This window comes from Paracoccus sp. NIOT.M2S5SZ12 (genome assembly GCF_057748165.1).
The window spans coordinates 75,153-94,253 of sequence record NZ_JBYLFR010000001.1; the positions used below are offsets into that span (position 1 = coordinate 75,153).

The 19,101-nt window shown below is 69.8% G+C and carries 20 protein-coding genes; 12 read left to right on the forward strand and 8 right to left on the reverse strand.

Annotated features, from left to right (window positions below; translation table 11 throughout):
• The first annotated feature begins 20 nt into the window (after positions 1 to 20).
• The 3 genes from mnmC2 (at position 21) to AC2SGK_RS00375 (ending at position 2,564) form a co-directional block, all read left to right on the forward strand.
• A complete protein-coding gene (gene mnmC2 / locus AC2SGK_RS00365; RefSeq protein ID WP_488321628.1) occupies positions 21 to 695 on the forward strand; it encodes a tRNA (5-methylaminomethyl-2-thiouridine)(34)-methyltransferase MnmC2 in 675 nt (224 codons plus the stop codon).
• A gap of 175 nt (positions 696 to 870) precedes the next feature.
• A complete protein-coding gene (locus AC2SGK_RS00370) occupies positions 871 to 1,800 on the forward strand; it encodes an ABC transporter ATP-binding protein (RefSeq protein ID WP_488321629.1) in 930 nt (309 codons plus the stop codon).
• 2 nt (positions 1,801 to 1,802) lie between these two features.
• The gene (locus AC2SGK_RS00375) at positions 1,803 to 2,564 is read left to right on the forward strand and encodes an ABC transporter permease (protein ID WP_411839441.1); all 762 of its coding nucleotides are present in this window, start codon (positions 1,803 to 1,805) and stop codon (positions 2,562 to 2,564) included.
• Here the strand turns inward: AC2SGK_RS00375 and AC2SGK_RS00380 are convergent.
• Positions 2,561 to 3,031 (reverse strand): hypothetical protein, encoded by a 471-nt coding sequence (locus tag AC2SGK_RS00380; RefSeq protein ID WP_488321630.1) that lies wholly within the window; start codon positions 3,029 to 3,031, stop codon positions 2,561 to 2,563. The two genes, AC2SGK_RS00375 and AC2SGK_RS00380, sit on opposite strands and share 4 nt — an antisense overlap.
• Positions 3,032 to 3,185: 154 nt before the next feature.
• On the opposite strand from AC2SGK_RS00380, the gene rimO reads away from it, so the two are divergent.
• From rimO to AC2SGK_RS00400, 4 genes are all read left to right on the forward strand, one after another.
• Positions 3,186 to 4,556 carry a 30S ribosomal protein S12 methylthiotransferase RimO gene (gene rimO / locus AC2SGK_RS00385; RefSeq protein WP_488321631.1) on the forward strand — a complete coding sequence of 457 codons (1,371 nt, stop codon included), beginning with the start codon at positions 3,186 to 3,188 and terminating at the stop codon, positions 4,554 to 4,556.
• Positions 4,528 to 5,448 (forward strand): sulfotransferase family protein, encoded by a 921-nt coding sequence (locus tag AC2SGK_RS00390; RefSeq protein ID WP_488321632.1) that lies wholly within the window; start codon positions 4,528 to 4,530, stop codon positions 5,446 to 5,448. Before rimO ends, AC2SGK_RS00390 begins: the two co-directional genes overlap by 29 nt.
• Before the next feature lie 72 nt (positions 5,449 to 5,520).
• Complete coding sequence (gene ettA, locus AC2SGK_RS00395; RefSeq protein ID WP_488321633.1) at positions 5,521 to 7,176, forward strand: energy-dependent translational throttle protein EttA; 1,656 nt, start codon at positions 5,521 to 5,523, stop codon at positions 7,174 to 7,176.
• On the forward strand, positions 7,176 to 8,030 hold the full coding sequence (locus AC2SGK_RS00400; RefSeq protein WP_488321634.1) for a GIY-YIG nuclease family protein: 855 nt from the start codon (positions 7,176 to 7,178) through the stop codon (positions 8,028 to 8,030). The genes ettA and AC2SGK_RS00400 overlap by 1 nt, the downstream gene beginning before the upstream one ends.
• Positions 8,031 to 8,186: 156 nt before the next feature.
• Here AC2SGK_RS00400 and AC2SGK_RS00405 read toward each other — a convergent pair whose 3' ends face one another.
• The 3 genes from AC2SGK_RS00405 to AC2SGK_RS00415 form a co-directional block, all read right to left on the reverse strand.
• A complete protein-coding gene (locus AC2SGK_RS00405) occupies positions 8,187 to 8,768 on the reverse strand; it encodes an outer membrane protein (protein ID WP_488321635.1) in 582 nt (193 codons plus the stop codon).
• A 269-nt stretch (positions 8,769 to 9,037) separates the two neighbouring features.
• The gene (locus tag AC2SGK_RS00410) at positions 9,038 to 9,208 is read right to left on the reverse strand and encodes a hypothetical protein (protein ID WP_488321636.1); all 171 of its coding nucleotides are present in this window, start codon (positions 9,206 to 9,208) and stop codon (positions 9,038 to 9,040) included.
• A gap of 70 nt (positions 9,209 to 9,278) precedes the next feature.
• A complete protein-coding gene (locus AC2SGK_RS00415) occupies positions 9,279 to 9,593 on the reverse strand; it encodes an HNH endonuclease family protein (RefSeq protein ID WP_488321637.1) in 315 nt (104 codons plus the stop codon).
• Positions 9,594 to 9,652: 59 nt separating this feature from the next.
• Between AC2SGK_RS00415 and AC2SGK_RS00420 the strand changes: the two genes are divergently transcribed.
• Entirely contained in the window at positions 9,653 to 10,279 is a 627-nt protein-coding gene (locus tag AC2SGK_RS00420) for a DsbA family protein (RefSeq protein WP_488321638.1), read from the forward strand.
• A gap of 12 nt (positions 10,280 to 10,291) precedes the next feature.
• Here AC2SGK_RS00420 and zapE read toward each other — a convergent pair whose 3' ends face one another.
• The gene (gene zapE / locus AC2SGK_RS00425; protein WP_488321639.1) at positions 10,292 to 11,419 is read right to left on the reverse strand and encodes a cell division protein ZapE; all 1,128 of its coding nucleotides are present in this window, start codon (positions 11,417 to 11,419) and stop codon (positions 10,292 to 10,294) included.
• A 105-nt stretch (positions 11,420 to 11,524) separates the two neighbouring features.
• On the opposite strand from zapE, the gene AC2SGK_RS00430 reads away from it, so the two are divergent.
• Positions 11,525 to 12,145 carry a 5'-methylthioadenosine/S-adenosylhomocysteine nucleosidase gene (locus AC2SGK_RS00430; protein ID WP_488321640.1) on the forward strand — a complete coding sequence of 207 codons (621 nt, stop codon included), beginning with the start codon at positions 11,525 to 11,527 and terminating at the stop codon, positions 12,143 to 12,145.
• 70 nt (positions 12,146 to 12,215) lie between these two features.
• Positions 12,216 to 14,015 (forward strand): ABC transporter transmembrane domain-containing protein, encoded by a 1,800-nt coding sequence (locus AC2SGK_RS00435; protein ID WP_488321641.1) that lies wholly within the window; start codon positions 12,216 to 12,218, stop codon positions 14,013 to 14,015.
• Between the two features lie 3 nt (positions 14,016 to 14,018).
• Here the strand turns inward: AC2SGK_RS00435 and AC2SGK_RS00440 are convergent, their stop codons facing one another.
• Both AC2SGK_RS00440 and AC2SGK_RS00445 read right to left on the reverse strand, forming a co-directional pair.
• A complete protein-coding gene (locus AC2SGK_RS00440; protein WP_488321642.1) occupies positions 14,019 to 14,495 on the reverse strand; it encodes a CAP domain-containing protein in 477 nt (158 codons plus the stop codon).
• 82 nt (positions 14,496 to 14,577) lie between these two features.
• Complete coding sequence (locus AC2SGK_RS00445; RefSeq protein ID WP_488321643.1) at positions 14,578 to 15,090, reverse strand: CAP domain-containing protein; 513 nt, start codon at positions 15,088 to 15,090, stop codon at positions 14,578 to 14,580.
• A 177-nt stretch (positions 15,091 to 15,267) separates the two neighbouring features.
• On the opposite strand from AC2SGK_RS00445, the gene lysM reads away from it, so the two are divergent.
• Positions 15,268 to 15,759: a peptidoglycan-binding protein LysM gene (gene lysM / locus AC2SGK_RS00450; RefSeq protein ID WP_488321644.1), complete on the forward strand. Its 492-nt coding sequence runs from the start codon at positions 15,268 to 15,270 to the stop codon at positions 15,757 to 15,759.
• Between the two features lie 156 nt (positions 15,760 to 15,915).
• Entirely contained in the window at positions 15,916 to 17,799 is a 1,884-nt protein-coding gene (locus tag AC2SGK_RS00455) for an acyl-CoA synthetase (RefSeq protein ID WP_488321645.1), read from the forward strand.
• Positions 17,800 to 17,811: 12 nt separating this feature from the next.
• On the opposite strand, the gene AC2SGK_RS00460 is transcribed toward AC2SGK_RS00455, so the two are convergent.
• A complete protein-coding gene (locus tag AC2SGK_RS00460) occupies positions 17,812 to 19,080 on the reverse strand; it encodes a bifunctional folylpolyglutamate synthase/dihydrofolate synthase (RefSeq protein WP_488321646.1) in 1,269 nt (422 codons plus the stop codon).
• Positions 19,081 to 19,101: the final 21 nt, after the last annotated feature.

Genomic DNA, 19,101 nt, shown 5'->3' on the forward strand with positions numbered 1-19,101 from the left:
CTTTCCCGACAACCGATCCGATGAGCGTCCTACCCGATCCCCCCCCGAATGACGAGCCTGCGTTGGACTGGCGCCCCGGCGGCGTGCCCGTGTCGCGCCAGTTCGACGACCCCTATTTCAGCCTGGCCGGCGGGCTGGAGGAGACGCGCCACGTTTTTCTGGCGGGCAACGACCTGCCCGTGCGGCTGCGCCCCGGCTTTCACGTGGCCGAGACGGGCTTCGGCACCGGGCTGAACGCGCTGGCCTTGGCGCAGGTGGCCGCCGTGCCCGTGGGCATGACCAGCTTCGAGGCTTATCCCATGACCGAGGCGCAGCTGGAGCAGGCCCATGCGGCCTTCCCCGAGCTGGCCGATCTGGCGCGCCAGCTGCGCGCGGGCTGGGGCGCGGCCGAGATCCGGGTGGGACAGGTCACGTTGAGCGTAGTGACGGGCGACGTGCGCCAGCGCCTGCCGTCATGGGACGGGGTGGCGGATGCGTGGTTTCTGGACGGCTTCTCTCCGGCCAAGAACCCCGAGATGTGGGACGCGGGCCTGATGGCCGAGGTCGGCCGCCACACCGCGCCGGGGGGCACTTTCGCCACCTATACCGCCGCGGGCCATGTGCGCCGGGCGCTTCAGGCGGCGGGCTTTGCGGTCCAGCGCTGCCCGGGCTTCGCGGGCAAGCGGCACATGAGCATCGGCCGGCGGGAGGGGTGATCGGGGCCGCAAGGCCCCGGCGGGCGCGGGCCCCCTCGATGGGGGCGCGCGCCCGCATCTGCCCCGCGATTTCGCGCTCGGGGGTGGCAAAGCCCGCGGGCCGTGCCTATCTGGCAGGATCGGACGCGTGCGGCCCCGCCTCACGCCCCCTGCATCCAACATTCAGGAGAGGCGCATGGCCGCGATCATCGACATCGACCATCTGTCCAAGGCCTACGACAGCGGGACCAAGGCGCTCGACGACGTCAGCCTGTCCATCGACGAGGGCGAGATCATCGCCCTTCTGGGTCCCAACGGCGCGGGCAAGACCACGCTCATCTCCATCATCTGCGGGCTGGTGACGCCCACCGGCGGCACGGTCCGTGTGGGCGGGCACGACATCCGCACCGACTGGCGCGCCGCGCGAAAGCTGATCGGCCTGGTCCCGCAGGAGATCGCGCTGGAGCCGTTCGAAAAGGTCATCAACTGCGTCCGCTTCACACGCGGCCTCTACGGCATGCCCCCGGACGAGGCCTATGTCGAACGCATCCTGCGTGCGCTGGCGCTGTGGGACAAGCGCCATGCCGCCACGCGCGAGCTGTCGGGCGGCATGAAGCGCCGCGTGCTCATCGCCAAGGCGCTGTCGCACCAGCCCAAGGTGCTGTTCCTGGACGAACCCACCGCCGGGGTCGACGTGGCGCTCCGCCGCGAGATGTGGGAGGTCGTGGCCGATCTGCGCCGCGAGGGGGTCACCATCATCCTGACCACCCATTACCTGGAGGAGGCCGAGGAGATGGCCGACCGCATCGGCGTCATCGCCAAGGGCCGCCTGCTGCTGGTCAAGCCCACGTCTGAGCTGATGGGCGAGTTTGGCAGGAAGACCCTGTCCATCGACCTGGACCAGCCCCTGGCCGCCATTCCCGCGGCTCTGGAGGGCCGGGGCCTGACCCTGTCCGAGGACGGCCGCCGGCTGGCCTTCGACTATGACACGCGGGCCGAACGCACCGGCATCGCGCGTCTTCTGGGCGATCTGGCCGCCCAGGGCATCACCGTGCGCGACGTGTCCACCCGGCAGTCCAGCCTGGAGGACGTCTTTCTTTCCCTGGTTTCCGAGGACGCGGCATGAGCATCAACTGGCATGGCGTCTGGGCCATCTTCCATCACGAGATGATGCGCTTCTTCCGCACCATCTGGCAGTCGCTGGCCTCGCCGGTCCTGTCCACCATCCTCTATTTCGTGGTCTTCGGCGCGGCCATCGGCGGGCGCATCCAGTCGGTCGAGGGGGTCGAGTACGGCGCCTTCATCGTGCCCGGCCTGATGATGCTGACCGTGCTGCAGCAGGCCGTCAGCAACGCCAGCTTCGGCATCTACTTCCCCAAGTTCAGCGGCACGATCTTCGAATACCTGGTCTCTCCGGTCGGCTGGATCGAGGTGACGATGGGCTTCGTCGGCGCCGCCGCCGCCAAGGCCATCCTGATCGCCCTGGTGATCCTGCTGACCAGCTTCGCCTTTGTCGGCGTCCACATCCTGCATCCGTTCTGGATGATCGGATTCCTGATCCTGTCCTCGATCGGCTTCAGCCTGCTGGGCTTCATCATCGGGCTCTGGGCCAAGTCGTTCGAGCAGCTGCAGATCGTGCCGATGATGGTCATCATGCCGCTGGTCTTCCTGGGCGGGGCCTTCTACTCGGCCAGCATGCTGCCGCCCTTCTGGGAGGGGGTCGCGAAACTGAACCCGGTCCTCTACCTGATCTCGGGGTTCCGCTGGTCGTTCTTCGGGCTGGCCGACGTGCCGGTGGGGGTGTCGCTGGTGGCGGTGGCGATCATGGTCGTGATCTGCCTGGCGGTGATCCGCTGGATCTTTGCCACCGGCTGGCGCCTGCGCGACTAGCGGCGCCGGCGGGTCAGGCTGCCGCAGATGCGCGCCTGCGGATCCATGCGGACATAGTCGCGGGCGGTGATGACCTGCATCTCCATCGACCGGTTCCAGCCGCCGAACCACCGGTCGCGGATCCCGCCGCGATAGAAGTTGCCCATGATCTGGTCGACATAGGGCGGGATGATCTGCGTCCCCTGGATGCGCGGCGCGTGAAAGCCGATCCGCGCGCCCGGACCCAGGCAGGCATTGGGCATGGTCGTCAGGATCGTGCAGGCCGAGCGGCAGTATCCGCGGATGCGCACCGTCCGCCCCGAGGATGCCAATTCCTGCCGGGTCTGGACCATCTGCAGCACGTTGCCGCCGCGGTTGTTCCAGACGTCGATGAACTCGCCCGCGCGGCGGATGCCCTCCTGCGCGGTGGCGGGGGCGGCGGCGGTCAGGGCTGCGGCCAGGATCAGGGCAAGGCGGATGCGTGTCATGGGGCTACTTTCGGCAAGGACGGCGCGGAACGGAAATCACGTTACGGCGAAACCCGCCCGCGGCGCCCGCGTTCCCCGGCCCGCGTTCCCCGACCCGCTGGCCGTCGCACGGATCGGGCTTCCCCCAAGGCCGCGAATCGCTTATCTGCGGCGGATGCAGCAGAACCCGCCCGAACTTCGCCCCGACCTCGCGCGTGCGCGCGTCCCGGATGACCGCCGCGACGGTCAGCCGACCATCGGCATGGTGTCCTTGGGATGTCCCAAGGCGCTGGTGGACAGCGAACGCATCCTGACCCGCCTCAGGGCCGAGGGCTATGCGATCAGCGCCGACTATCATGGCGCGGATGCGGTGGTGGTGAACACCTGCGGATTCCTGGACAGCGCCAAGGCCGAGAGCCTGGACGCCATCGGCGAAGCGCTGCGCGAGAACGGCCGCGTGATCGTGACCGGCTGCTTGGGGGCGGAACCCGACTATATCACCGGCGCGCATCCCAAGGTCTTGGCCGTGACCGGCCCGCATCAGTACGAACAGGTGCTGGATGCGGTCCATGCCGCCGTGCCGCCCCGGCCCGATCCGTTCATCGACCTGCTGCCCGCCTCGGGCGTCAGCCTGACGCCGCGCCATTACAGCTATCTGAAGATTTCGGAAGGCTGCAATCACAAGTGCAAGTTCTGCATCATCCCTGACATGCGCGGCCGTCTGGTCAGCCGTCCGGCCCATGCCGTGATCCGCGAGGCCGAGCGTCTGGTCGAGGCAGGCGTCAAGGAGCTGCTGGTGATCAGCCAGGACACCAGCGCCTATGGGCTGGACCTGAAGCACGCAACCGACCGGGGGCATCGCGCGCACATCACCGATCTGGCGCGCGATCTGGGATCGCTCGGGGCCTGGGTGCGGCTGCATTACGTCTATCCCTATCCGCATGTGCGCGACCTGATTCCGCTGATGGCGGAGGGCCTGGTGCTGCCCTATCTGGACATTCCGTTCCAGCACGCGCATCCCGACGTCCTGCGCCGCATGGCGCGCCCGGCGGCGGCGGCGAAGACTCTGGACGAGATCGCCGCCTGGCGCGCGGTCTGCCCGGAGATCACCCTGCGCTCGACCTTCATCGTGGGCTATCCCGGAGAGACCGAAGCCGAGTTCCAGACCCTGCTGGACTGGCTGGACGAGGCGCAGCTGGATCGCGTCGGCGCCTTCCAGTACGAGAACGTCAAGGGCGCGCGCGCCAACGACCTGCCCGACCATGTCGCGCCCGAGGTCAAGCAGGACCGCTATGACCGGTTCATGGAGAAGGCCCAGGCCATCAGCGCCGCGAAACTCGAGGCCAAGGTCGGCACCCGCCAGCAGGTGATCGTGGACGAGGTCGACGAGGGCGGCGCCACCTGCCGCACCATGGCCGACGCCCCCGAGATCGACGGCAACCTGTTCATCGATCAGGGGTTTGACGGGCTGAAGCCCGGCGATATGCTGACCGTGACGGTGGATGAGGCGGGCGAGTATGACCTCTGGGGACGACGCGACGACTGAGGACGCGCTGGCGCGGCTGGTGACCACGCTGGCCATCAGCCCGGCCTTCGACCCCGAAGGACAGCCGCGCAAGCCCGGCGCGCTGTGCATCGGCGCGCAGAAGGCCGGGACCAGCTGGCTGGCGCAGATGCTGGGCCAGCATCCGCAGGTCTGGATCCCGCCCTTCAAGGAGGTCCAGTACTTCAACCACCTGCACATCCCCGAACATCGCCGCTGGATCGCCTGGCACTATCGCAACAAGCCCCAGGAGATCCGCGAGCGGCACCGGATGCGGCAGGTGCCGCTGGAGCCCGCGCTGGACGCCTATCTGGATGCGGTGACGTCGGGCAAGATGTTCCACAACCAGTGGTACAAGCGCGTCTTCGCACCCGCGCCGACCCATGCGACGCCGGTGGACTTCACCCCCGAATATTCCGCCCTGCCCGAGGCGGGCGTGGCTGCGGTCAGGGCCTTCCTGCCCAAGGCGCGGGTGATCTACCTGATCCGCCATCCGGTGGACCGCGCCGTGTCGCAGCTGCGCATGAACCTGCGCCGCGAGAAGCGCGCCCCCGCCACCATCGCCGACTGGCTGGCCGAGGTGGCGAACCCCGTCCTGGACGAGCGCGGCGACTATGCCGCCTATCTGCCGCGCTGGCAGGCGCATTACCCCGACATGCTGGTCCTGCCCTTCGGACGCATCGCGCGCGCCCCGCACGAGGTCATGGACGCGGTCGAGGCGCATCTGGGCATCGGGCCGGGCTTCTACACCGATCTGGACCGGAAGGTCTTTGCCAACGCCCCCGGCCTCATGCCCCCGCCCGAGGCCATCGCCGCGCTGGAGGCGCGCCTGGCCCCGCAGGTCGATTTCCTGCGCGACCACCTGGGACCGGAATTCGTCGCCGAACTGCGCTGAGCCGAGCGCCTCCCTTTCTTCCCGGCGCGCTTTCGCCTACATGGGGACAAAGCATTCGCAGGAGAATTCCCCATGGCGGCCTATCAGTTCGTCTATCACATGGACGGCGTGTCCAAGACCTATCCCGGCGGCAAGAAGGTGTTCGAGAACATCCGCCTGAACTTCCTGCCCGGCGTCAAGATCGGCGTCGTGGGCGTCAACGGCGCCGGCAAGTCCACCCTGCTGCGCGTCATGGCGGGCTGGGACAAGGACTTCACCGGCGAGGCCTGGGCCGCCAAGGGCGCGACCGTCGGCTATCTGCCGCAGGAGCCGCAGCTGGACGAATCGCTGGACGTGCGCGGCAACGTGATGCTGGGCGTGGCCGCCAAGAAGGCGATCCTGGACCGCTACAACGAGCTGGCCATGAACTACTCGGACGAGACCGCCGAGGAGATGGCCGCCCTGCAGGACCAGATCGACGCCGAGAACCTGTGGGATCTGGACAGCCAGATCGACGTGGCGATGGAGGCCCTGCGCTGCCCGCCCGACGATGCGGACGTGACCACCCTGTCGGGCGGCGAGAAGCGCCGCGTCGCGCTGTGCAAGCTGCTGCTTGAGGCGCCGGACATGCTGCTCCTGGACGAACCGACCAACCACCTCGACGCCGAGACCATCGCCTGGCTGCAGAAGCACCTGATCGAGTACAAGGGCACGATCCTGACCGTGACCCACGACCGCTATTTCCTGGACGACATCACCAGCTGGATCCTGGAGCTGGATCGCGGCCGCGGCATCCCCTACGAGGGCAACTATTCGGCCTGGCTGGAGCAGAAGGCCAAGCGGCTGGAGCAGGAGGCCCGCGAGGACAAGTCCAAGCAGAAGGTGCTGGAGCGCGAGCTGGAATGGATCCGCGCCGGCGCCAAGGCGCGCCAGGCCAAGTCCAAGGCCCGCATCAACGCCTACAACGAACTGGCCAGCCAGTCCGAGCGCGACAAGCTGGCCCGCGCGCAGATCATCATCCCCAACGGCGAGCGTCTGGGCGGCAAGGTGATCGAGGTCGAGGGCCTGAAGAAGGCCATGGGCGACAAGCTGCTGATCGAAGGGCTGGACTTTGCCCTGCCGCCCGGCGGCATCGTCGGCGTGATCGGCCCGAACGGCGCGGGCAAGTCCACGCTGTTCCGCATGCTGACCGGCAACGAGCAGCCCGACCAGGGCACCATCACCCTGGGCGACACGGTGCAGCTGTCCTATGTGGACCAGTCGCGCGACGCGCTGGACCCCGGAAAGACGGTCTGGGAGGAGATCAGCGGCGGCGCCGAGCAGATTGTGCTGGGCGATGCGTCGATGAACAGCCGCGCCTATTGCAGCGCCTTCAACTTCAAGGGCGGCGACCAGCAGAAGAAGGTCGGCCAGCTGTCGGGCGGCGAACGCAACCGCGTGCACATGGCCAAGCTGCTGAAGTCGGGCGGCAACGTTCTGCTGCTGGACGAACCGACCAACGACCTGGACGTCGAGACGCTTCAGGCGCTGGAGGCGGCGCTGGAGGATTTCGCCGGCTGCGCGGTGATCATCAGCCACGACCGCTTCTTCCTGGACCGGCTGTGCACGCATATCCTGGCCTTCGAGGGCGACGCGCATGTCGAATGGTTCGAAGGCAACTTCCAGGCCTATGAGGAGGACAAGATCCGCCGCCTGGGTCCGGATTCGGTCGAACCGAAGCGCGTGAAGTACAAGAAGTTCACCCGCTGATGAGCAAGGGGCGTTCGGTCAGGCTCTTTTTGGCCGAAGGCTCGGCTACCGGCATTCTGACGGCGGAGATCATCAACTGGACGGGGCATGTCCTTGCGGTGCCTCGGATCCGGCTGGAGGATGGGCTCCGCCGTCCTGAGATGCTCAGAACGGGAGTCTACCTGCTAATCGGCTCCGTTGCGGAAAGCGAGCTGCCCGCGTTCTATGTCGGCGAGGGGGATTCGATCGGAGAGAGAATCCGGATTCATGCCCGCGACGACGACAAGGATTACTGGGATCGTGTCGTGGCGATCACCAGCAAGGACATGAACCTGACCAAGGCCCATGTCCGATATCTCGAATCGCGGCTCATCATCCTGCTCAAGGATGCCCGCAAGAGCGTCGTCATGAACCGGACGGATCCGGGGTTCGAGCGTCTGCCGGAGGCCGACGTGGCCGACATGGAAACCTTTCTCGATGAAATCCGCCTCGTGCTGCCGGTGATCGGTGTCGATCAGCTGCGGCGACCGCATCCGAGGACCGTCATTCAGGAGACCTCGACGACGACCCTGTCCGCCGACAGACAGGGCACCGATGGCCATGCTTCCCTGCCCTCGACAGGGCGCCCGATTTTCGTGCTGACCCATGCCGCGAAGGGCATCCACGCGGTCGCCGTGGAGACGGAGGGTGAGTTCGTGATCCTGGCGGGTGCGACCGGAGACCTGAACACCGCGCCATCGCTGCGCAAGACCCTGCGGGTGCTGCGCGACCAGGCGCTGGAATCCGGTCGGGCCGTGACCGCGCCGGGAGGCAGGTTTCGCCTGGTGCAGGATCTGGCGGTCGGCAGCCCGAGCGCCGCGGCGGCCTTGCTGTAAGGCACCAGCCGCAACGGCCGCACCGATTGGCTGGTTCAGGGCACAGGCCAGACCTATGCGGATTACAAGACCGCACTGCTGGACGGAGTCGTGCCGATCTGAAAAAGGCGGCCCCTCGGGGCCGCCCTTTCCGTGCGGTCGGTGATCCGGCAGGGATCAGAAGCGCATGGTGGCGCGCAGCTGCACCATGTCGGCGTCCAGATCGGCGCCGTCCACGTCGGCCACGTCGCTGAAGTCCTGGCGGGTGTATTCCGCACCGACCAGGAAGCGCTCGGTCACCTTGAAGTCGGCGCCGATGCCGTAGGTCAGGCCGGTCTCGGAGAAGTCGTCGCCGTCCAGGTACGCGGCGCCAAGCGTGACGTAGGGCATGAAGCGGCCCAGGTCATAGCCGGCGCGGCCGCGCAGGCGGGCCAGGTCGGCATCGCCGCCATTGTCCAAATCGACGCGGTTGTAGTCCAGTTCGCCGCCCAGGACGAACTTGCCGAAGTCGCGGTTGTAGCCGCCGAACAGGCCGTAGGCGTCGAAGTCCTCGGAGACCGAGTCGCCCTTGAAGGACACGTCGGCATCGCCCTGGCCGTACTGCAGACCGGCATAGAAGCCCGACCAGTCGGACACGGGGGCGACGACCGGGGTGGCGACGACCACCGGCGCGGATTCGACGACCGGTGCGACGATGCCGCCGGCATGGGCGGCGCCGGCGAACAGGACGGCGGCGATGGCGGTGGATGCAAATTTCATGGGTCTTCTCCGATTGGTATCAGGCTTGCGGACCTAGACCCGAAGGCGTCCGGGCGACAGGGCCGCGCCCCGCGCCGCCGCGCGCGGCGTGACCCGGATGCAACCACAGGATCGTGAGCCTCCGTGAGGGGTGCCCCGCCATCCACCGCGGAGCGGGCGCGGGGCGAACCCATTCGTTCACGGTCGGCGCCCGCCGGGGCTGCGGGGGCAGCAGGCGCGCGCGGGTTTCTGCACGGCACCTCTTGCCGGGCCGGACCCGGGGCTCGACCTTAGGACAGGACCGGACGCCCCGCGCCGCAGCGCGATCCGCCGGTCCCGGCGGGCATCTGCGGCATTGGGGGCGTCTCGGCCTGGGGGGTGGGTTCGGGTTCGGGCCGGGTCTGGGCCAGGGCCGCGGGTGCGGCGAGGACCGACAGCAGGGCAAGGAGGGGCAGGCGCATGGCGGATCTCCGATAGGGCTGTCCCGCAAGCATGCGCCCGAATCGCCGTTGCGCAAACAGCCAATCCGCCTCAGCGCGCGCGGCCCAGAAATCCCGGCGGGCGGCGGGCGACCCAGGCCCAGAACCGGGCCAGGTCAGGATGCGCGCGCAGGGCCTCGACCGTGTTGAAATGGCGCGCCAGATCGGCCTCTCGCAGGGTCTTGTGGATGGTCTTGTGGCAGATGTGGTGCAAAAGGACGGTCGGGCCGCCCTTGCCGCCCTTCAGCTTGGGGATCAGGTGATGGCGGCTTTGCGGGACGTCGGGCGGGATCGGCCGCAGGCAAAGCGGACAGACGGGGTCTGACGGCATCGTGACCGGGGCGGGGTCCTGTCGCGGCTTACGCATCACTGGGCCTTCGGGTTACGCCGGATCATCAGACCCTGCCGCCGCCGAAAGGACAAGTCATGCCCAACCGCCGCGACCTTCTGGCCCAGGCCGCCGCCCTGTCGCTGCTTCCAGCGCTGCCCGTGCTGGCGCAGGACCGCGCTAATCCCATGCCCGAAGAGCTGCGTGCCGCGCTGGAGCGCGACCCGACCGCGCCGGTGCTGGGCAATCCGCAGGGCGACATCACCCTGACCGAGTTCTTCGACTACAACTGTCCGCATTGCCGCACGATGCTGCCGCTGATCTCGGACCTGGTTCGGTCCGATCCGGCGCTGCGGGTGGTCTATCGCGAATGGCCGGTCTTCGGTGCGGGGTCGGACTTTGCCGCGCGGGTGTCGCTGGCGGCGCTGCCCGGCGGCAACTACTGGCGGCTGCACGCGGCGCTTCTATCGATGCGCGGCCGCGCCGAGGAGGCGACCGTGATGCGCACCGTGCGCGAACTGGGCCTGGACGAGGCCGCGCTGCGCGAGGGCATGGCCAGCGACCCGGTCGAGCGGCACATCTCGACCAGCTTCCTGCTGGCCGATCACATGGGGCTGATGGGCACGCCGACCTTCATCTGCGGCGACGAGGCCGTGTTCGGCGCCGTCACAGCGCAGGAGCTGCGCGACCTGGTGGCGCGGGGCCGCCGCACCATGGGGGTCTGACCGGACGCGGGCCTAGTCGCGCCGCCCCCAATCGGCATCCTGCATCTCGCGCAGGCGCGAGGCGGTGCGTTCGAACTCGAAGCTGCCCTCGCCCTCGTTGTAGAGCTGTTCGGGTTCGTCCGCGGCGCTGGCGATCAGCCGCACCCGCGCCTCATAGAGGGCGTCGATCAGCGTCACGAAGCGCTTGGCCTCGTTGTAGTTCGAGGCCGAGAGCCGCGGCACCCCGTCGATCAGCAGCACGTCCACCGCCTTGGCGACCGCCAGGTAATCGGCGGGCCCCAGGGGCTTGCCGCACAGGTCCCAGAAGCTGGAGCGCGCCGCGCGCCCGACATGGGCGGGCAGCGTCACCGCGCGACCCTGCACCGGCAGGACCAAGGGCGTGGGCTCCGCGCCGCCCGTCAGGTCCCGCCACGCCGCGTCCAGCGCCGCCCGCGCCGCCGCGTCGGCGGGCGCGAACCAGACCGGCCCGCCATGGCGGTTCTGGCGGTAGTCGGTCTGGCTGTCCAGGCAGACGACCTCCATCCGCTCGCGGATCAGCGCGATGAAGGGCAGGAACAGCTGCCGGTTCAGCCCGTGCTTGTAGAGGTCCTCGGGCACCCGGTTCGAGGTGGTGACCACCGTCACGCCCTGGTCGAACAGCACCTGGAACAGCCGCCCCACGATCATCGCATCGGCGATGTCGGTGATCTGCATCTCGTCGAAGCACAGCAGGCGGGTCTCGCGGGCGACGGCCTCGGCCACGGGGCGGACGGTGTCCTGTTCGCCGCGGCTGCGGGCGGCGTTCAGCCCGGCCTGGATCTCCTGCATGAATTCGTGGAAATGCACGCGGCGGCAGGGGATGGGGCCTGCGGCCTCGGCCATCAGGTCCATCAGCATCGACTTGCCGCGCCCGACCCCGCCCCACAGATAAAGGCCGCGCACCGGCACGGCCACCTCGGGGCTGCCCACGCCCAGGAACGCCCGCCAGGCCGACCGGCGCGGCGCTGCGGCCGGGGCGGCCTCCATCTCCTCCAGCACGCGGTCCATGAGCGGCAGGATCGCCGCCTGAGCGGGGTCCGGGCGCAGCACGCCCGCCGCGATGCGCTGCCGATAGAGATCGCTGACCCGGCCCATGCCCGTCCCGCCTGTGTTGTCCGTCATCGCACCCCTGCCACGACCCGGACCGGACCCGCAAGGCCCCCGCTTGACCGCGGCCCGGCGCGCATGCGACCCCGGCAGGACCGTTTCCCCCGCCCCGAGGTGCCCATGACCGACCTGATCGCCGGCCTGCCCGTCCTGTTCGTGATGGCGGCCCAGCCCGAATACGGCCCCGCCCTGCGCGCGCGCATCACCCCCCTGATGACCGGGATCGGCCCGATCGAGGCCGCGGTCCAGCTGACCGCCGCCCTGGCCCAGATGACCGCCCGCCCGCGGCTGATCGTGTCCCTAGGGTCGGCCGGGTCGGCGCGGCTGGCGCAGACGCAGGTCTATCAGGTGGGCGCCGTCGCCTGGCGCGACATGGATGCCAGCGCCCTGGGGTTCGAGCGCGGGCGCACGCCGCTTCTGGACCTGCCGCGGGTGATCGACCTGCCGCACCGCATCCCGGGCCTGCCCGTGGCCAGCCTGTCCACCGGCGGCGACATCGTCAGCGGCGCGGCCTATGGCGCCGTCGCCGAGGACATGGTCGACATGGAGACCTTTGCCCATCTGCGCGCGGCGCAGCATTTCGGCCTGCCGCTGATCGGGCTGCGCGGGATCTCCGACGGGGCGGCCGATCTGGGCGGCATTGACGACTGGACGCGCTATCTGGAGCTGATCGACGGGCGGCTGGCGCAGGCCGTCGACCTGCTGGAGGACGCGCTGCGGCAGGGACGGATCGTGCTGTGACAGGCCGCGCGCTTGTCCTTGCGCCCCCGGCCCCTTAGACCGGGGCGGCAACTGGGACAGGCGGACGGGCATGGCACGCGGCGCAAGACTTGTGGAAGACCGGCCGACCAGCCGCCGGGTCGGGGCGCTGGGCGCGCTGTGGCCCTTCATGCGGCCCTATCGCGGGCAGATGGTGCTGGCGCTGGTGGCGCTGGTGGTGACCTCCGCGATCAGCCTGATCCTGCCTTTGGCCGCCCGCCGGGTCGTCGACAATTTCGACGACGGCGCGGGCCTTCTGGACAAGTATTTCGGCGCGGCGCTCATGATCGTGGCGCTGCTGGCCTTGGGGACGGCGGCGCGCTACTTCTTCGTCACGCGCCTGGGCGAGCGGGTCGTGGCCGACATCCGCAAGGCGGTCTATGCCCGCGTCATCACCTTGTCGCCCGCCTTCTTCGAGCGGGTGATGACCGGAGAGATCCTGTCGCGCATCACCACCGACACCACGCTGATCCAATCGGTCGTCGGATCGTCGCTGTCCATCGCGCTGCGCAACCTGCTGGTGTTGACGGGCGGGCTGGCCATGCTGGCGCTGACCTCGCTGAAGCTGATGGGGCTGGTCCTGCTGATCGTGCCGGCGATCCTGGTGCCGATCATCGTGCTGGGCCGCCGCCTGCGCGCGCTGTCGCGCCAGAACCAGGACTGGATCGCGGCATCGTCCGGCACCGCGTCCGAGACGCTGCTGGCCGCGCAGACCGTGCAGGCCTACACCGCCGAGGCGCGCAGCATCGACCGCTTCGACGCGGTCACCGAACAGTCCTATCAGGTGGCGCGCACGCGCATCGGCACGCGGGCGGTGATGACCGCCATCGTGATCTTCCTGATCTTCGCGGGCGTCATCGGCGTGCTGTGGGTCGGCGCGCGCGACGTGCAGGCCGGCGTGATGACCGCGGGCCAGCTGGTGCAGTTCGTGATCTACGCGATCCTGGTCGCGGGCGGCGCGGGCGCCCTGTCCGAGATCTGGGGAGAGCTGCAGCGCGCCGCCGGCGCGACCGAGCGTCTGGCCGAGCTGCTGTCGGCCGAGGACACGCTGACCGATCCGGCGCGCCCCGTGCCCCTGCCCAGCCCGCTGCGCGGCGAGATCGCGCTGAGCGGGCTGCGCTTCAACTTCCCCTCGCGCCCCGACATCGCGGCGCTGGACGGAATCGACCTGACCATCCGCCCCGGCGAGACGGTGGCCCTGGTCGGCCCGTCGGGCGCGGGCAAGACCACCGTGATCCAGCTGATCCAGCGGTTCTGGGACCCGCAGGCGGGGCGGGTGACGCTGGACGGTGTCGATCTGCGCGATCTGGCGCGGGTGGACCTGCGCAGCCGCATCGCGCTGGTGCCGCAGGACCCGGTGATCTTTGCCGCATCCGCCGCCGAGAACATCCGCCTCGGCCGTCCCGAGGCCAGCGACGCCGAGGTCCAGGCCGCCGCCCGCGCCGCCCACGCGCATGACTTCATCGCGGCCCTGCCGCAGGGCTATGACACCGCCCTGGGCGAACGGGGCGTCATGCTGTCGGGGGGCCAGCGTCAGCGCATCGCCATCGCGCGCGCCATGCTGCGCGACGCGCCGATCCTGCTGCTGGACGAGGCGACCAGCGCGCTGGACGCCGAATCCGAGGCGCTGGTGCAGGCCGCCGTCGGACGGCTGGCCCAGGGGCGCACCACCATCGTCGTGGCCCACCGCCTGGCGACGGTGAAGCAGGCCGACCGCATCGTGGTGCTGGATCAGGGCCGCATCGCGGCCCAGGGCAGCCATGATCAGCTGGTCGCGCAGGACGGGCTCTATGCGCGCCTGGCGCGGATGCAGTTCACCGACGGGCCGCGCCTTCCCGCCGAGGCGGTCTGAGCGTCAGCGCGGGGCGGCCAGGACCAGCGACCAGAAGGGCGTCCGCCCGTCCGCGGCCACCGCACGCCCGATGCCCAGATGCCTGAGCCGCGGGTTCAGCAGGTTCGCCCGGTGCCCGCCCGATGCCGCCCAGCTGGACAGCGCGGCCCCCGCATCGGGCTGACCGGCGGCGATGTTCTCGGCCGCGATGCCCGCCGCGCCATATCCGGCCGCGCGGGTCCGCGCCTTGACGCCGCCCCCGCCGGCATGGCTGAGCCGGCCGTTCTGCGCCATGGCGCAGGCCTGGTCGGCGGCGGCGCGGGCCAGCGCCGGGTGCGCCTGCAGGGCAGGCGCGCCCGCCTGCGCGCGCAGCCGGTTCACCGCATCGGCCATGGCCTGGCTGTCGGGCATGGAGGGCGGCTCGCAGGCGGGCGCGGCCAGCGCGCCCCCGCCGGACAGGATCACGGCCAGAAGTGCGGCGCAGGACAGTGCAGGACGCATGGCGGCCCCTCCCGAGATTGCTGTGGAGGGCACAGCCTAGGCCGGTTCCCGAGGTGAACGCAATGGTTCAGTTCGGTCGGGTTCAGGGACGGGGCGCGGCATAGACCGCGGTCCAGTACACGGTCCGCCCATCCGCGGCCACGGCCCGGCCCACGCCGAAGTCGCGCACCTGCGGCAGCAGGATGTTGTCCAGATGGCCCGGAGAGGTCGCCCATTCGTTCAGGACGCGGGGCAGGGAATAGGGACCGGCCGCGATGTTCTCGGCCGAGATGGTGGGGGCATAGCCCGCCTGTCGCAGCCGCATCGACGGCCCGGTCGTTGTGCTGCCCAGATGGGTCATGCGTCCGCGAAGTGCCATGTCGCAGGAGTGGCGCGCCGCGACGCGAGCCAGGTGCGGGTCGGGCTGGACCGGCGGCAGGCCCGCGCGGGCGCGGGCGTGGTTGGTGGCGGCGGCGGCCTGGGCGTTATGGGCCGCGGCGGTGGCGAGGCAGGTCGCCTCGCCCGGCTGGGCCACCTGGACCGCATAGGGGTCGGTGCCCGTCGGGCGTTGGGTGGCGGGGGCGCAGGCGGCGCAGGCCAGCAGAAGGGCGGCCAAGGGGCCGGGTCGGTGAGGCATCGGGGCATTCCTGGTCGTCGTCAGTCCGGTGGGAATGGTCTAACAGACAAGTGTGAACAAGAGGTTGACGCCTCCGGCGCTCATCGGTCGCAGGGCGGGCGGAACCCTGCCGATCCCTGCATCGTTCGGATGCACAGCAGCAGGAGGACAGCCGCCATGCCCATCTGGGATTTCGTCAAGGACGCTGGGAAATCGGTCTTCGGCAAGGCCGAGGCCGCCACGCCCGCCGCAGCGCCCGCACCCGCATCCGCCGCAGCCCCGGCCCATGACGCCGACACGCAGCGCAAGGTCGCAGCCCTGAAGGCCGAGCTGCGCGCGCTGAACCTGGACAGCGACGACGTGCATCTGCGCCTTCGCGGCGACACGGTGGTCGTCGAATCCAAGGGCGCCGATCGCGAGACGCTGGAGAAGCTGATCCTGGCCGTCGGCAACATCGAGGGGATCGCCAAGGTCGAGGCCGACCTGCCCGCGGACAGTCCCCAGCCCGTCTTACACACCGTCAAGAAGGGCGAGACCCTGTCGGCCATCGCCAAGGCGCATCTGGGCGATGCGAACCGCTACAACGCGATCTTCGAGGCGAACCGCCCGATGCTGAGTGACCCGGACAAGATCTATCCCGGGCAGGTGCTGCGCATTCCCGCCGCGTAAGGCCGTCGCCATGTGACGCCGCGTCCGACCCTCGGTTGACGCGGCGTTTTCGCGCGGCCCGCGCCGCCAGGCACTTGCCCCGTTCGGCCATATCGTCCCATCCTGCCCGCAGGGAGGGGCCGCATCCGTGCGGTGCCGGAATGCATGGGGGAACCGATGGGCAAGTTCAGCAGCTATGACGACCGCAACAGCGTCGAGGACGAAAGCGCCTATGACGCGCGCGACCTGCCGGTGACCATCCACGAATTCCTGTCGCGCACCGCCGCCCGGTTCCCGCAGCGCCCGGCGCTGTCGTTCCAGTTGCTGTCCGGCCCCAAGGACCCCTCCGTCACCCTGACCTGGCAGGAGCTGCTGGAGCGGGTGACCGAGACCGCCAACCTGTTCCGCAGCCTGGGCGTGGGGCCGACCGACACGGTGGCCTATCTGCTGCCCAACACGATCGAGACCCCGGTCGTCCTGCTGGCGGGTGCGACCGCAGGCATCGTGAACCCCATCAACCCGCTGCTGGACGCGACCCAGATCGCCGGCATCCTGCGCGAGACGCGGGCCAAGGTGCTGGTGACGCTGAAGGCCTTCCCCAAGACCGACGTGGCGCAGAAGGCGGCGGAGGCCGTCGCCCAAGCCCCCGGCGTCACCCATGTGATCGAGATCGACCTGAACCGCCACCTGCGCGGGCTGAAGCGCTTCATCGTGCCGCTGATCCGGCCCAAGGTGAAGGTCGCGCACAAGGCCAAGGTCCTGGATTTCGAGGCCGCGACCAGCGCAAGGAAGCACACCGCGCTGGAGTTTGACGACCCGCGGCAGGACCGGGTCGCAGCCTATTTCCACACCGGCGGCACCACCGGCACGCCCAAGGTCGCACAGCACAAGTACAGCGGCATGATCTACAACGGCTGGCTGGGGGGCACGCTGCTCTTCGACGAGACCGACGTGCTGATGTGCCCGCTGCCGATGTTCCACGTCTTCGCGGCCTATCCGGTGCTGATGTCCTGCATCGCGTCGGGCGCGCATGTGGTCATGCCTACGCCCGCCGGATACCGGGGCGACGGGGTCTTCGACAATTTCTGGAAGCTGATCGAACGCTGGCAGGCGACCTTCCTGATCACCGTGCCGACCGCCATCGCGGCCCTCATGCAGCGCCCGGTCAATGCCGATGTCAGCAGCCTGAAGACCGCGATTTCCGGGTCCGCGCCGCTGCCGATCGAACTCTACAACCGCTTCAAGGCCGCGACCGGGGTCGAGATCGCCGAAGGCTACGGCCTGACCGAGGCGACCTGCCTGGTCAGCTGCAACCCGGTGGACGGGCTGAAGAAGGTGGGCTCGGTCGGCATCCCGCTGCCCTACACGCATGTGCGCATCCTGAACCACGACGATGCGGGCCGCGTGCATGAATGCCCGACCGACGTCGTCGGAGAGATCTGCGTGGCCAATCCGGGCGTCTTCCCCGGCTCGACCTATACCGAGGTGGACAAGAACCATAAGCTGTTCGCCGACGACATCTATCTGCGCACGGGCGATCTGGGGCGCATCGACGCGGACGGCTATCTGTGGATCACCGGCCGCGCCAAGGACCTGATCATCCGCGGCGGCCACAACATCGACCCCGCCGAGATCGAGGAGGGGATGCTGTCCCATCCGGCCGTGGCCTTTGCCGGCGCCATCGGCCAGCCCGACAGCTTTGCCGGAGAGCTGCCCTGCGTCTATGTCGAGCTGGTCGGCGGGGCGAGCGTCACCGTGGACGAACTGGTCTCGCATGCGCGCGACCACATCCACGAACGCGCGGCCATCCCCAAGCATATCGAGATCCTGCCCGAGCTGCCCAAGACCGCCGTCGGCAAGATCTTCAAGCCCGACCTGCGCAAGCTGGCCATCACCCGCGTCTATGACGCCGCGCTGGAGGGGACGGGCACCCGCGTGCTGGACGTGCGCGAGGACAAGAAGCGCGGCCTGGTCGCCCGGCTGTCGCGCGAGGGCGGGGTGGACGAGGCGCAGGTCCAGGCGCGTCTGGGTCAGTTCACGACCCCTTGGGACTGGGCCTGAGGGAGAACGGCGTCAGCCGTTCTCGCGCAGGACGCGCCCGGCCAGGTACAGCGAGCCGCAGATCAGGATGCGCGCGCCCGGATCGCGCGCGGTGATGGCGGCGACGGCCCGGGCGGCATCCTCGGCCTCGGTGGCGGGCAGGCCCACGCTGCGCGCGGCCTCGGCGGTGGCGCGGGCGGGCAGGGTGTTCGGCTCTCCGGGGATGTCGATGGCGGTCAGGCTGGCGGCCTCGCGCGCCAGCGGGCGCAGATAGCCCGCGATGTCCTTGGTGTTCAGCATCCCGCAGATCAGATGCGTGGGCCGCGCGGGCATGGCGACCAGCGTCGCGGCCAGCGCCTCGCCCCCCGCCGGGTTGTGGCCGCCGTCCAGCCACAGCTCCGCCCCCCCGGCCAGATCGACCAGCGGGCCGCGGCGCAGGCGCTGCATGCGGGCGGGCCATTCGGCGCGGGTGACGGCGGCGCGGGCCTGCGCCTCGGTCGCGCCCAGGGCGCGCAGCGCGGCCAGCGCGGTGCCCGCGTTCTGGACCTGATGCGCGCCCATCAGCACCGGGCGGGGCAGGTCCCACAGCCCGTGATCGTCCTGAAACACCATCCCGCCCGGTTCGGCCGCGACCGTCCAGTGCTGCCCATGCGCCAGGATCGGGGCCGAGAGGCCCATGGCGCGGGCCTCGATCACGCGCATCGCGTCACCCTCCTGCGCGGCGATCACGACCGGCACGCGCGGCTTGATGATCCCGGCCTTTTCGGCGGCGATCAGCGGCAGCGTGTCGCCCAGATACTGCTGATGGTCGATCGAGACCGGGGTGATCACCGTCAGCCGCGGCGCTGCGATCACGTTGGTCGCGTCCAGCCGTCCGCCCAGGCCCACCTCCAGCAGGGTGAAGTCCGCGGGCGTGCGCGCGAAGGCCAGGAAGGCCGCGGCGGTGGTGATCTCGAAGAAGGTGATGGGCTGGCCGTCATTGGCGGCCTCGACCTCGGCCAGAAGATCGGCCAGGGCCGCGTCCTCGATCAGCGTGCCGGCCAGGCGGATGCGCTCGCGGAACTCGGCCAGATGCGGCGAGGTATAGGCATGGACCCGCGCGCCCCCGGCCTCCAGCCCCGCGCGGATCATGGCCTGGGTGCTGCCCTTGCCGTTCGTGCCGGCGACGTGGATGACCGGCGGGACGGCGCGCTCCGGATGGCCGAGCGCCGCCAGCAGCCGGTGCATCCGGTCCAGCGACAGGTCGATGACCTTGGGGTGCAGCGCCATCAGGCGTGACAGGATCGTGTCGGAGGTCGTCATGGCGCACCAGGGGGCCGGCCC

What these genes read in the sequence shown, in the direction of transcription:
- mnmC2 (WP_488321628.1), top strand. Translation starts at nt 21, where the DNA reads ATGAGCGTCCTACCCGATCCCCCCCCGAATGACGAGCCTGCGTTGGAC.
- AC2SGK_RS00370 (WP_488321629.1), top strand. Translation starts at nt 871, where the DNA reads ATGGCCGCGATCATCGACATCGACCATCTGTCCAAGGCCTACGACAGC.
- AC2SGK_RS00380 (WP_488321630.1), bottom strand. Translation starts at nt 3,031, where the DNA reads ATGACACGCATCCGCCTTGCCCTGATCCTGGCCGCAGCCCTGACCGCC.
- rimO (WP_488321631.1), top strand. Translation starts at nt 3,186, where the DNA reads ATGCAGCAGAACCCGCCCGAACTTCGCCCCGACCTCGCGCGTGCGCGC.
- AC2SGK_RS00390 (WP_488321632.1), top strand. Translation starts at nt 4,528, where the DNA reads ATGACCTCTGGGGACGACGCGACGACTGAGGACGCGCTGGCGCGGCTG.
- ettA (WP_488321633.1), top strand. Translation starts at nt 5,521, where the DNA reads ATGGCGGCCTATCAGTTCGTCTATCACATGGACGGCGTGTCCAAGACC.
- AC2SGK_RS00400 (WP_488321634.1), top strand. Translation starts at nt 7,176, where the DNA reads ATGAGCAAGGGGCGTTCGGTCAGGCTCTTTTTGGCCGAAGGCTCGGCT.
- AC2SGK_RS00405 (WP_488321635.1), bottom strand. Translation starts at nt 8,768, where the DNA reads ATGAAATTTGCATCCACCGCCATCGCCGCCGTCCTGTTCGCCGGCGCC.
- AC2SGK_RS00410 (WP_488321636.1), bottom strand. Translation starts at nt 9,208, where the DNA reads ATGCGCCTGCCCCTCCTTGCCCTGCTGTCGGTCCTCGCCGCACCCGCG.
- AC2SGK_RS00415 (WP_488321637.1), bottom strand. Translation starts at nt 9,593, where the DNA reads ATGCGTAAGCCGCGACAGGACCCCGCCCCGGTCACGATGCCGTCAGAC.
- AC2SGK_RS00420 (WP_488321638.1), top strand. Translation starts at nt 9,653, where the DNA reads ATGCCCAACCGCCGCGACCTTCTGGCCCAGGCCGCCGCCCTGTCGCTG.
- zapE (WP_488321639.1), bottom strand. Translation starts at nt 11,419, where the DNA reads ATGACGGACAACACAGGCGGGACGGGCATGGGCCGGGTCAGCGATCTC.
- AC2SGK_RS00430 (WP_488321640.1), top strand. Translation starts at nt 11,525, where the DNA reads ATGACCGACCTGATCGCCGGCCTGCCCGTCCTGTTCGTGATGGCGGCC.
- AC2SGK_RS00435 (WP_488321641.1), top strand. Translation starts at nt 12,216, where the DNA reads ATGGCACGCGGCGCAAGACTTGTGGAAGACCGGCCGACCAGCCGCCGG.
- AC2SGK_RS00440 (WP_488321642.1), bottom strand. Translation starts at nt 14,495, where the DNA reads ATGCGTCCTGCACTGTCCTGCGCCGCACTTCTGGCCGTGATCCTGTCC.
- lysM (WP_488321644.1), top strand. Translation starts at nt 15,268, where the DNA reads ATGCCCATCTGGGATTTCGTCAAGGACGCTGGGAAATCGGTCTTCGGC.
- AC2SGK_RS00455 (WP_488321645.1), top strand. Translation starts at nt 15,916, where the DNA reads ATGGGCAAGTTCAGCAGCTATGACGACCGCAACAGCGTCGAGGACGAA.
- AC2SGK_RS00460 (WP_488321646.1), bottom strand. Translation starts at nt 19,080, where the DNA reads ATGACGACCTCCGACACGATCCTGTCACGCCTGATGGCGCTGCACCCC.